The following is an 11,212-nucleotide window of genomic DNA, read 5'->3' as shown; positions in this document are numbered from 1 at the left end:
ATCATGAGCGATGAAATACTGGATCGGGCTGCACAGCATTTTCAAAATCTGGTTAAAGCACAGCTGGACCGGGTTGAACAGCTGAAACAGGCCAAAGACTGGATCGACTATAGCCAGGAAAAACCGATCACCGTTGGATTTTGTTGGGGAGACGGGATTGGTCCAAACATATCGCAGGACACCGAACGGGTATTGCAGCATCTTTTGGAGGATGAAATCAAAAGCGGGAAACTGGAATTCCGCACAATCGACGGGCTGACCATCGAAAACCGGGTCAAACATATGCAGGCCATTCCGGATGATGTGCTCGAGGAACTGCAAGCGCTGTCATGTGACTGAAAGCGCCGACGACGACTCCGGAAAAAGGCGGTCCCTACCCCAATATCGAAAGCGCCAATGTGGCGATGCGCCGGGAACTGGATCTGTTTGCCAATGTGCGGCCGGTCAAGGTACCGTCGCAGGGCATCGACTGGGTATTCTTTCGTGAAAATACAGAGGGCGCCTATGTGCTGGGCAGCCAGGGTCTTCAGGTGACGGAGGATCTGGCCATTGATTTCAAGGTGATTACCAAACAGGGCGCAGAGCGTATCATCCGTATGGCGTTCGATTACGCGAAAAAGAACAGCATCAACTCTGTAACTGTGGTCACCAAGGCCAATGTGGTGAAAACCACCGATGGTCTGTTTCTGGAAACGGCGGAACGCCTGGCCAAGGACTATCCGGACATCAACTGGGAAGGCTGGTATATCGATATCATGACCGCAAAACTGGTTGATCCCAAACGCCGGACTCAATTCAAAGTGATGGTGTTGCCCAATCTGTACGGAGACATTTTGACAGACGAAGCAGCGGAATTCCAGGGCGGCGTCGGCACCGCCGGCAGCGCCAATATCGGCAAACGCTACGCCATGTTTGAGGCCATCCACGGCTCGGCGCCGCGTATGATCAAAGAGGGACGCGGTCACTATGCAGATCCCTCCAGCCTGATTCGCGCCGCCACCATGATGCTCAATCACATCGGTTTCACAGAACGCGGCAAAAAACTGGAAATGGCGCTTGAAATTTGTCAGCAGTATGAAAAGAAATATCAGATCACCGGTCGGGATACCGGCGTGACCGGACGCGAATTCTGCGATTATATTCTCGATACGGTCAAGGACCCGAATCTTGAAAAACGCTACGAATCCTATACACGATAAAAGCATGATCCGTCCGGCCCAATCCCGGGCGGATATTAATTTGCTCTCGAAAGCTATGGGACGTTATGTTCATCAAAGAACAACGTATTCATCTCATGAGAATACCAAAGAAATGAAAAAGGCTTAATACCAGAATCAAGTTAACAGATAAATGTAATAAAATTTACCGTCTGAACCATTTGAAAAATGTCGTGACAATCTTCCCCATGCGACGCAACAGAGATCGTTTCGGCTGTTTTGCCGCCGGTTGTGGCTGCTTTTTTTGTTGAGAGTGAACATTGCGTGTAACCGGATTTTTCCCGGGCCGGCTAACGGAATCAGGTTGATTCGCTTTATCTTTTGAACGCGGTTGAGGTTTACTCTTTATCTTTTTTTCTGTGGATTTATCGTCCTGCGCCTCTTCGCGGGTCAGTGTTTCCACCGTCTCCATAAAACCGCCCATATGCTTGTCATCCAGCCTGACTGTATCTTTTTCTCCGTCCAAAGCGCCGCTGAACAAGGATTTTTTGAATCCCAGCAAATGGTAAATGCGGTTTTCAATGGAATCTCTGGAAATAAAATTGTAAATATAGGCATGCTGATTCTGTCCCAGACGATAAACCCGTGCAATTCGCTGCTCCAGTCGGGCCGGATTCCAGGGCAAATCCAGATTGATGGCAATGTTGGCACATTGCAGGTTCAACCCCAGGCCGCCGGCATCAGTGGACAAAAATATCTTTACGATTCGGCTCCTGATGATAGCGGCTGATGATATGCCTGCGCTGCCGGGGTGACAGTCCGCCGTGCAGATACACGTATTCGATACCGCGTTTTTCAAGTTCAAGGATCACCAACTCGAACATCTTTTTCCATTCGCTGAATATCACCACTTTGTTCTGCGGCGTTTCCAGGATTTCAGTTAGAAGAAACATCAGTTCATCGATTTTGACATCATTACGTACATCCTGATTGAGAATATACGTAGAATCCGCAACCATACGCATACAGGACAAGTTGATTAGCAAATATTCACGTTCTTTTTCCCGAAGAAATCCCTGATTGCGCCATTTAGTGACCAGACGGCACACAACTTCATAATAGTTATCATGATCGCTTTTCTGTTCATTCGTCATATCCACAAACAGGTTTTTATCAATGCGGCCGGGCAGCTGATCAATGATTTCAGTCTTGGTACGGCGAATAAGGATAGGTTTCAGGGTTTTGTTGATGGATTTTAGCTTTTTGTAACCGATAATCTTTCCAAAAGCATCCGTGGTTTGATGAGTGTCCAGGAACCGAAACAATGGACCCAGTTTGTACATATCGATAAATTCGACGATCGAATGCAGTTCCTGAAGCCGGTTTTCCAGGGGGGTGCCGGTCAGGACCAGGGCATAAGATGACTGGATCTGTTTGACCGCCTTGGCGGTTTTGGTTTGCCAGTTTTTGATGCGCTGCGCTTCATCGATGATCACCAGATCCGGTGACATGTGTTTGATCAACTCTTGATCATTGCGCGTGATGCCGTAACTGATGATTTTATAAAATTCAGGTTCTTGATACAGGGATTTGCGTTTGTGAACCAGCCCCTCGACCACCAAAGACGAACGCCCGGTAAATTTTTCGATTTCCTTTTGCCACTGATATTTCAATGATGTGGGGCAAACAATCAGTACCTGCCTGACATTTAAATAACGCGCAAACAGCTCCACAGCAGCCAACGCCTGAACGGTTTTGCCCAATCCCATTTCATCGGCGACGAGAACCCGGCCGGCAGTAAACGTTTTGATCACCGCTTCCTTTTGGTAAGGGTAGAGTTGGGTTCGGATCAAGTCATCGAACACCGGACTCTGAATACCTTGTGGGAACAGGGTTTGCGCCAGTTGCCGGCGTTGCCGTTGCTTTTGGTGTCCCTGTATGAATTCGTACACATCCGGGTAAACTCTAAAATCAGGATCAAGCGCTACAACTTTTTCTATAAGAGGCTCAAGTTCAGCCAGTTTTTCCGGTTTCACAAATCCCTTGCGGTCGATAACAGGTTTTAGAACCTCCTTTACAGCGCCGCCGTTTTCCCCACCGATTTTCAAGCGCAGACGCCGTTCATGCCCATAGTACAAACTCAGAGAGGAATAAGCTTGGGGATGCGTTTGATTAAAATAGGTCCAATTTTTTTTATTTTTCTGAAGCGTCAGAATCACATTTTCGATATGCTTGCAGGTGCCCAGACCGTTGGTTCTGAAATCCGGGCAGGAGCAAAAATGATGGCTGTGTTCATTGTCCCGAATACAGACCTTGTAGGTATTCCCGGATTCCGGATTAAACACCGTAAAATCGGAAAACACCGGATGGTCTCCCCTGTTCCTGATTTCGAATTCCTGATTTTCAGCAAACTGACGCCTTAGAGCCGTTTGCCATTCATCGACGTTTAAATCCGCGGGTTTGCGATAATAAGGGACTTTTGTAGAGCGGGGAATCTCTTGTTTATCAGCCATTGATCCATATCCGATTTTACAGGTGCAGTATTTATTACAAGTTTTAGTATAAAATTAATAAAACCAAATCTGGAATGCAAACTCTTTTTTACAAGCAATTAGGACAGCTAAACACACAGCAAACCCCAAGTATTCATCCCCCTGAGACGTCCAAGCTCGTCTGACAATGAAAAGAACATCATTCAACCAGTGGATTCGGGGTCTCCGGTCTGTATTCCGACAGCTTTTCCACATAGCCGGTGACCGTTTCAACATTATTTTGGATCAAAAATCTTTCCAGATCATGTCCATGCATCACCCGTACCCGGTGTTTTAGCTCTTTTTTGAACGCATCGGTATAGTAAAATTTGGTGTGTGCGCTGAACCGCGTTTCTTCAAGCGGTTTCAGAAAAATCAGCGCATCATAGGCATCGTATTGCGTCTGTCTGGGCAGGGCATCCGCGGAATGATTGCCGGTATACGCTGTCTCTCCGAAACCGTTCCCCTCAAACGGCACCGCCACCGGCTGATTGGCGTTTTGTTCAAAGGCCTGATCCCAGCGTCCATCGTCCAGCCGAATCCATTCATAGACCAGACGATCCATTCCTTCCATTGAAGCGTTTTCCATGTTCTTTTCTGCTTTGACGTTCAGGCTCATATTATGAAAGCGGATGGAAAAGGTTTGTCCCGGATGCCACTGGTGAAAAAAGGTACCGCTATTCCAGTAGATATCGCCGCCTGAATCCCGGATGCATTTGTAGGCATGCCGGGTATTGGTCATAAACAGACCGTTTAATCCGGATTCAAACCCGTTCATATGCCCCAAAATAGTTTTGTACATGAAATAATCACGTCCGATCAAGCTTTTCTGGAATGTGTTATAATCCTCACGGGTGTGCAGTCCCTCCCAGTAAATCGGCTGATTCACGCCCACAATGCGGATGTCCGCATCGGATTCATGGTTGATCTCCCACACCGCGCAGAACAGATCCAGATAGGTCTCGTACGGCCAACCGTAACGAAAATCCTCCTGAAACACCGGCGCCAGCAGCATGGTGTCCCTAACTTCTGAGTGCATAAACGAATCAATGTCTGCCTGGACATTGATGGGAATGACTTCAAGAAACAGCACGTCCACACTGTGCGGATATTGACGTAAATAATCGGTAATAAATTCAAACGGCTCCACCGCTGCATGCAGTCCATCATCCAAAATTAACAGATCATGCTGTATCAGCTGTTCCCTGACAAATTCGGCCGGCTGCTGTCCCTGACCCCGCAGCACCTGCAGATAATCCTCCACCTCGGCTGAATACCCGGACGATACCAGTATCATAACAACAGTAATACTGTAAAACACTGTTTTCATAGGATCACCAAACCTGATATTTTTTATATATTTTACTTTTGATTTTTAGGCCTTTGACTTTGCCACAGATTGTTTTACGCATCATACGGCCCAATGGTACAAAAAAATCCCCGACTGGTTTAAACCGCTCTTTGCGGGATCGTCGGTATTAAAAGCATGATGACCGGTTTTCGGTTGATTGATGTTTGACAATCCGGGTTTTGGCCAATTTGTCTCCGATTCGGGCATTTTCCTGTGAAAGCAATATGGAAATGATTCCAGCGATATTTAATGCCGGCAGACCGTCGATCATTCGTAACACATTTCTGATCAAGGATTTTACAATGCCCGGATGTCCACCATCTTATTTTTCTACCCGAATGCTTGTTATTAATTTTCCAACGGTAAATCCGCGGTATCCCTCTAATAGAATGAAATAATATTTTTACGGTTCACAGTTTTCATTCCTTGAATTAAAAGATCAGGTGTAATTAATTATTAACCGATCACATTGAGTTCATTTCAAAACTTGAGACCGACAAATATCAAAGGAAATTGATAATAATATTTATCACCAAAGCCCTGGTTCATGCGGTCATAAAAACTGTCGGGTTTGTTTATACTATAGAGACCGAAACCAAACGGCCAGGCGACATTGACGAACATGGGCACTTTTTTGATCTGGAAATTAAACTGATAGCCAAGCCGAAACTCATTCCAGAGATCGAAACCCCGATAGTAAGTATCCTCGTTTTTTTCATAAAAGGCATCATAACACGGCCATAATTCATACTCTATGTATAATTTTTTCCACACATACCTGCGGTATCCCAGGATCAAACCGGGTGAGTTGGTATTGCCTTCATCAAAATGAATGTTCATATAGGCAAGACCTACCTTTAGCTCATCGTGTGGTGTCAAAGCATATTCATACTTTATACCCCAGATACCTTTATCTGCCATTTGCAGCAATGGCGACAACGGACTCGTCTCTATTGAATGCCTGTAATTCGATTGTGACCATTTTTTTTCAGACTGCGAAAAAAGGCTTGAAGCGGTCAGACCTATCAGGCATAATAAGGTACAAAACATTCTCATCATGTTCGGGTCCTTTCTCATTCTTGTTCATGACTTGTTCATTTGTCGATTTACACCCGTACATCATTTTTGAACCACAATTTCAGCTAAACCGAAAAAAGCGCTTTTCCCCAGACTCAACTGACAAGGACAACCATACAGAGCCTGCGTGAGAGAAAATTCGCCGTAATATTTACCCGCTGGAAACCAGCGGCGCCTTTTTAATCCACTCATTTTATGACTCACATCGCCAATACCCCCAAACACAGCACAGCCAAAACGCCACCAGACCGGCATACGATACTCTGTTTGCAAAACAAGGATATTATTATCCCGATATCGTCCCTGATAATAGCCGCGCATGACGTTTCGTTCGCCAACTTGGCCGAGTAAGGAAAGCATATGAAACGGCGGATTGCCGGTCATGAAACTCGCATAGCCATTGATGGCGATTATATGGGATTGGAACGGTCGGAGATAGCTGCGAACATCAGCACTCAATCGGGTAAAATCATAATCGCTGCCAATCAGGCCGTCGAATCGCTGTACTGCAATTTTAAACAGCGTCCCTGCAGACGGATAAAAAACATTGTTCCGGGTATCCCGGGTCAGACTCACTCCCAAACCGGATGCCGTACCGGTTCCTCTGCCGACAATATCGCCGCTGCTTTGAAATTCGCCATCCGCGATGGTGAGTATCTTGTGATATTTTAAATTAGCTTTAAGACCCACATAGGTCTCGGCGGACAGTTTCCGCTGCATGTTGGCGCGGACCTGGAAAATCCGGGGCGTATAGTTCTCTTCATTATCTTCTTTTGTATCGTTACCGATTCAATCATTTTCAAACACCTTATTATTCAAGGATTTGTTTTAATATCTTTTCATATACAATAAAACATGACTTTCGTTCATCTGAAGTGATTGCACCTGTAATGTGTCCTTTTTTCTAAACATGAACAAGTCATTCTCTTATATGACAAAGCTTTTTACTGGCCTTTGTATACTCGGCTTTGACTTTTCACCATAGCCCACACGAATAACAAATTGAATCGGGTCATCCCATTCATACCCAAAGCTTCTGCTGTCAGCCCATCATGCCGTTTTTCAATATTATCTTTGGAAAAGCGCAACCATTGGCAAAGTTCCTTCTATTTGGCATCGTTGAACGTTTGTTGCTGAATAGCTTCCGGCAGATGATCAGCAATCCATTGCCCTTCCTGACTCTGCAATGGAAAATAATGTACATGCTTGCGATCCAAATCCATTAAAGGCATAACTGTATTATTTGCAAGCTCACGGGTTTCATAATTGCTGCGCGTGGTGGAGCGTTTTTTAATCAGGTTTAGATCATTATGCTGCATGCCTGATTTTTGCTTCAAGGTTATTTTAAACACATTCTGATCCTTCCTGCTGGTGGCAATCAGTTCGACCTCAGCATGCAGACCTGATGATCGGGCTGCCAGCCGAATGCTTTCTGCAAAGGCTGACAGGGAGAGAAAGGTTTCCCGGTTGTCCGGATCGACCTGGGGGAGCCATCGACTTTGATCCGATTGGACGATCAACTCGGAATCGGATATAATTTCCACAAGCCATGGTTGTGTATTATGACCACTGGGGGCCAAGGCCCCGTAGTTTAATATGTGCATCATTCGCCCCGGTACACCAAGTAATAAGCGTTCCCCACTTTCGAATTCCGCTAGTGATCTTCTGTGCACGCCGGCACAGGAAGTGATTATGGGTAAGCTGCTCAAGGCACCCGCAAACGTCAGTGATGATTTTAGAAATTCTCTTCTTTTCATAGTTCTTCTCAACTTGACAGAATATCTTGTTAATACTCATTCTATTGATTTAAACAGAGCGTTTTAACATCAATAGTTTTTATAAATAAAAAGGTAGTTTTTCTTGACCGAAGGTAACAATACAGTTGTCAATATACCAATCCCAACCAGGCCGTAAATCACCTGCAGCGGCGGCTGCGGCTGGTATCCGATCACCATGATTTCGACAGTCAGCCAGATCATAAGCGCAATGCCAATCAAAAGCGATGCATACCAGGCGAGGCGCCATCGTTTCAGCAGCCCGATAAAAACGACCAGCGGAAACAATCCAAGTACGGCAAAAAGCACAATGCCCGGGATTAAATAAGTGGTGAACGGCGAGCCCTGCAGCCATTCCAGCGGAATCTGCATGGATTTACCGCTCGGATCCAGAACAAGTCCGATTCCCCCGGCTAGTCCGCTTAATCCCTGAAACAGCATTAAAATCATGAGCAGATAGACGCTGACGGGTCGTGATGGTTTCGATGACATGGTTTTTTCCTCCTTTAATTGATGATAACCTGTTCAACCGGTCTGCGCAGAGAACAGGGCATGGGGTCGGCATAACCGATTCTCAGCAGCAGCAGCGGTTGTTCCCGAGTTAAATTCAAATGATTCTGCAGTTTTTTGCGCAGATGTTGTTCCTCGCACGGCATATTCAGATGCGCATGCCGGATATTCAAGCGGGTGGCGGTTAACGCAACACGTTCAAAGCTGCGGCCCAGATTGATCCAGGCGCGTTTGCTGTTATCCTCTGCAATGAACATCATCAATGCAGAGGAGCTTTTGATGGCCTTTTCGCATTTTTTCGCTTCACCCTCGGCAGACGCCATGTTTAGAAACAGCCTGCCGAGCCATTGAGGCACGGAAGGCGCGCCCATTGATGCTGAATTCAGACCGTCGCCTTGGCGCTGCGCCTCCGATTTTTTAAAGCGAATCCACGAGATCAGCTCATTGACAAACGCATTGTTGCTGAACTGGAGACGATTGCCCTCTTTGACAAATTCAACAAGCGGTTCAATTTCGACAGGGTCTTTGAAAATCCTGAACAGCACATCATCCTGAACAGATGCATTTCGCAGCGCCTCGAGATCCTTTTCCGGAATCGGGTTTCCGTCATAGGTTCGGCGGGCGGCCTGACGCTGCGGAATGGCCTCAAAAAGACGGTTATCGTCTGCACCACCATTTTTTGTGAATGCAACTTTTATTTCATCAGATTCCGGGTCCAAATCAACAGACGGTTCAAACCCGTAATGACGAGCCGCGATCACCATATTTTCCAAAGCACAGCCCAGACTGATGAACAAAGCGTGATCATCCGGATCCACGACCGGCAGACGTTTGCTGTAATCCGGGTGGATTGTAATGACATTTTCATCAATCGAAAACAGCCAGGGCTGCGTGTTGTGTCCCGAGGGCGCCATGATGGCATACCGGATTATATCTTTCATGACTGTTACGGCCCGTGATTTATTTTCAGATAACATATTGACCTCTGGTTTTTTTATTCATTAAAAGTGATGAACCGATTGAAGCTATGAGTTTATCCAATAAAATATGTTTATTCATGATAAACCTTTCTATTTTTAAAAAAACAAGCACAGCCCCCTTGACCAGGGGGCAAAAAGGGATTATTCTACATCTTTGTTTTGCAAAAAGACCAAGACCTCCCGGTTAAAACACTCGGCTGCAACCAAATTGGAGGGATCCATGCTGTTTTCCAGAACGACAAATCGGCTTTGGGGTATGTTTTCGGCTATCTGACGATTGCCTTTAACAAACCAGCCGCCGATTTTGGTTTTGATTGACCTGACCGCACTAAACGTGTCGCAAAGGATCAGCTTGTCCAGAGCATCCGGATAATCACATGCAAGCTGCTGCGCAATCACCCCGCCCATACTCACACCGACCACGGTCACGGTTTCAATCCCGAGATGATCAATCAATTCCACCATATCCCGGGCACAATCCTCTATGCTGAACGTCTCAACCTCTGATGATTGTCCATGACCGCGCACATCCGGTACAATCAAATAATATCCCTGGTCCGGAAACAGTTTGATTTGCGGCCCCCACATCTGTCCGTCCGCGCCCAATCTGTGTATCAACAGCATGGCACGATTGCACGGATTCCCATATGTTTGAAATGACAATCTGACCGAATTCGATGTTGTAAAAAACATAATGATTCCTCAATCTTTTTTCAAAAACAACTTTTCGATGAGATTGATCATATCCGAGCGCGACGCTGTGCCCTCCAGAATCTTGACCACCTGCCCTTGTTTGATAAACACCAGTGTGGGAATTTTCTGAACGCGGTATTGTGCGCATAATGGCCCGGATTCGTCTGCATTGATGAAAAACACTTTAAACCGAGCAGCATATTCGCGCTGCAGCTGTTTGAGCAGCTCACTCATCATAAAAGATGACGCGCTCCAGTCTGTGAAAAACTCGACGATAATATTTTGTTTTTTCTGTATAGCTTGATTCAACTTCATCGTGTAGGATCCGCCTCTCCGAATTCAGTTCCGTTCAAAACGCCGCGGCACATCATATTCAAAGGTGTCGACAAAAAAATGTGCATAGGTGTATTTTCCCTCATCCAACAGCCAGCTTGCCTTGATTTCCGTCGGCACCAGCACACCGTCCACCTCGCGGTATTCACTGACCTCTCCGACCCAGTCTTTCAGCGTGTTCTCGTCCATATAACGTTCGGTTTCCAGTCGGGTGATTTGTCCCTGTTCATTAACATGCACGATATAGTACACCGACTGACCGTTCCAGGTGAACGTGATCCTGGCGGTTTGATCATCAATGGCGGACCACTGTTTATGCTCATCCGGCAGCAGGTTGGTGGGCATCCACACGCTCTCGCCCAGCCAGCGCAGCAGTTCGGCCTGGTCGATGGTTTCGCCACTGCTGTTGACAATGCGCAAAAGTCCGAACAAATACACCGAAAGATTTCCGGTATTATTCACATACGAGTCATGCGCCCGGAACAGTCTGGTTTTGCCGATCCAGACAAATCCCGGCGGTTGAGCAGTAAAGTACTGTTCGCCTTTGATATCCATGGCCGGTTTGCCCATTCCGGTTTGAAACGTGCCGCTGTGCTGCAGACGCAGATAACTCAGGTAAGGCTGTCCGTCGGGCAGTGCATATTTAAAATAGCGCTGCACCGGCTGCGGCAGACTGTCCAGTTGCTCATAAGAAAAGCGGGCGCCGCTGACCGGATTTGCATTTGAAAAAAACCGGCCGACCTGCTTGTTTGAACTGCAATTCAATAGTCCCATCATGATGACACCCAATAGTATTTTTTTCATT

Annotated in this window: 13 protein-coding genes; 2 read left to right on the top strand and 11 right to left on the bottom strand. The window is 46.4% G+C overall.

Translation table 11 applies throughout. The annotated features are described in order from the left end of the window. Positions 1-3 precede the first annotated feature (3 nt). Together U5R06_08840 and U5R06_08835 are read left to right on the top strand one after the other, a co-directional pair. Positions 4-339: a hypothetical protein gene (locus U5R06_08840; protein ID MDZ7722899.1), complete on the top strand. Its 336-nt coding sequence runs from the start codon at positions 4-6 to the stop codon at positions 337-339. Then, a complete protein-coding gene (locus U5R06_08835) occupies positions 336-1,199 on the top strand; it encodes an isocitrate/isopropylmalate family dehydrogenase (protein ID MDZ7722898.1) in 864 nt (287 codons plus the stop codon). The genes U5R06_08840 and U5R06_08835 overlap by 4 nt, the downstream gene beginning before the upstream one ends. 163 nt (positions 1,200-1,362) lie before the next feature. Here the strand turns inward: U5R06_08835 and U5R06_08830 are convergent, their stop codons facing one another. The 11 genes from U5R06_08830 to U5R06_08780 all read right to left on the bottom strand — a co-directional run bounded on the left by U5R06_08830 (position 1,363) and on the right by U5R06_08780 (position 11,211). Next, on the bottom strand, positions 1,363-1,908 hold the full coding sequence (locus tag U5R06_08830; GenBank protein ID MDZ7722897.1) for a C-terminal helicase domain-containing protein: 546 nt from the start codon (positions 1,906-1,908) through the stop codon (positions 1,363-1,365). Beyond that, positions 1,898-3,670: a DEAD/DEAH box helicase gene (locus tag U5R06_08825; protein MDZ7722896.1), complete on the bottom strand. Its 1,773-nt coding sequence runs from the start codon at positions 3,668-3,670 to the stop codon at positions 1,898-1,900. Before U5R06_08825 ends, U5R06_08830 begins: the two co-directional genes overlap by 11 nt. Positions 3,671-3,848: 178 nt before the next feature. After that, a complete protein-coding gene (locus U5R06_08820) occupies positions 3,849-5,018 on the bottom strand; it encodes a hypothetical protein (protein MDZ7722895.1) in 1,170 nt (389 codons plus the stop codon). A gap of 501 nt (positions 5,019-5,519) precedes the next feature. Next, positions 5,520-6,098: a hypothetical protein gene (locus U5R06_08815; GenBank protein MDZ7722894.1), complete on the bottom strand. Its 579-nt coding sequence runs from the start codon at positions 6,096-6,098 to the stop codon at positions 5,520-5,522. A 60-nt stretch (positions 6,099-6,158) separates the two neighbouring features. Beyond that, positions 6,159-6,905 carry a BamA/TamA family outer membrane protein gene (locus tag U5R06_08810; protein MDZ7722893.1) on the bottom strand — a complete coding sequence of 249 codons (747 nt, stop codon included), beginning with the start codon at positions 6,903-6,905 and terminating at the stop codon, positions 6,159-6,161. Positions 6,906-7,222: 317 nt separating this feature from the next. Next, entirely contained in the window at positions 7,223-7,873 is a 651-nt protein-coding gene (locus U5R06_08805) for a hypothetical protein (protein MDZ7722892.1), read from the bottom strand. Positions 7,874-7,942: 69 nt separating this feature from the next. Further along, the gene (locus U5R06_08800; GenBank protein MDZ7722891.1) at positions 7,943-8,383 is read right to left on the bottom strand and encodes a hypothetical protein; all 441 of its coding nucleotides are present in this window, start codon (positions 8,381-8,383) and stop codon (positions 7,943-7,945) included. 14 nt (positions 8,384-8,397) lie between these two features. Beyond that, positions 8,398-9,378, bottom strand: coding sequence for a hypothetical protein (locus U5R06_08795; GenBank protein ID MDZ7722890.1), 981 nt, complete (start codon positions 9,376-9,378; stop codon positions 8,398-8,400). 144 nt (positions 9,379-9,522) lie between these two features. Next, positions 9,523-10,074, bottom strand: a complete 552-nt coding sequence (locus U5R06_08790; GenBank protein ID MDZ7722889.1) for an alpha/beta fold hydrolase — start codon at positions 10,072-10,074, stop codon at positions 9,523-9,525. 9 nt (positions 10,075-10,083) lie between these two features. After that, on the bottom strand, positions 10,084-10,389 hold the full coding sequence (locus U5R06_08785) for a thioredoxin family protein (GenBank protein ID MDZ7722888.1): 306 nt from the start codon (positions 10,387-10,389) through the stop codon (positions 10,084-10,086). Between the two features lie 24 nt (positions 10,390-10,413). Continuing rightward, positions 10,414-11,211: a DUF6544 family protein gene (locus U5R06_08780; protein MDZ7722887.1), complete on the bottom strand. Its 798-nt coding sequence runs from the start codon at positions 11,209-11,211 to the stop codon at positions 10,414-10,416. Position 11,212: the final 1 nt, after the last annotated feature.

It is taken from the genome of candidate division KSB1 bacterium (assembly GCA_034521575.1).
Taxonomy (GTDB): Bacteria; Zhuqueibacterota; Zhuqueibacteria; order Residuimicrobiales; family Krinioviventaceae; genus JAXHMJ01.
This window is presented reverse-complemented; position numbering and strand designations above follow the sequence as displayed.

Bases quoted from the DNA above. Each gene is read 5' to 3' on its own strand.
- U5R06_08785 (MDZ7722888.1), bottom strand. From the start codon at position 10,389: ATGAAGTTGAATCAAGCTATACAGAAAAAACAAAATATTATCGTCGAG.
- U5R06_08795 (MDZ7722890.1), bottom strand. From the start codon at position 9,378: ATGTTATCTGAAAATAAATCACGGGCCGTAACAGTCATGAAAGATATA.
- U5R06_08825 (MDZ7722896.1), bottom strand. From the start codon at position 3,670: ATGGCTGATAAACAAGAGATTCCCCGCTCTACAAAAGTCCCTTATTAT.
- U5R06_08800 (MDZ7722891.1), bottom strand. From the start codon at position 8,383: ATGTCATCGAAACCATCACGACCCGTCAGCGTCTATCTGCTCATGATT.
- U5R06_08815 (MDZ7722894.1), bottom strand. From the start codon at position 6,098: ATGATGAGAATGTTTTGTACCTTATTATGCCTGATAGGTCTGACCGCT.
- U5R06_08805 (MDZ7722892.1), bottom strand. From the start codon at position 7,873: ATGAAAAGAAGAGAATTTCTAAAATCATCACTGACGTTTGCGGGTGCC.
- U5R06_08820 (MDZ7722895.1), bottom strand. From the start codon at position 5,018: ATGAAAACAGTGTTTTACAGTATTACTGTTGTTATGATACTGGTATCG.
- U5R06_08780 (MDZ7722887.1), bottom strand. From the start codon at position 11,211: ATGAAAAAAATACTATTGGGTGTCATCATGATGGGACTATTGAATTGC.
- U5R06_08790 (MDZ7722889.1), bottom strand. From the start codon at position 10,074: ATGTTTTTTACAACATCGAATTCGGTCAGATTGTCATTTCAAACATAT.
- U5R06_08840 (MDZ7722899.1), top strand. From the start codon at position 4: ATGAGCGATGAAATACTGGATCGGGCTGCACAGCATTTTCAAAATCTG.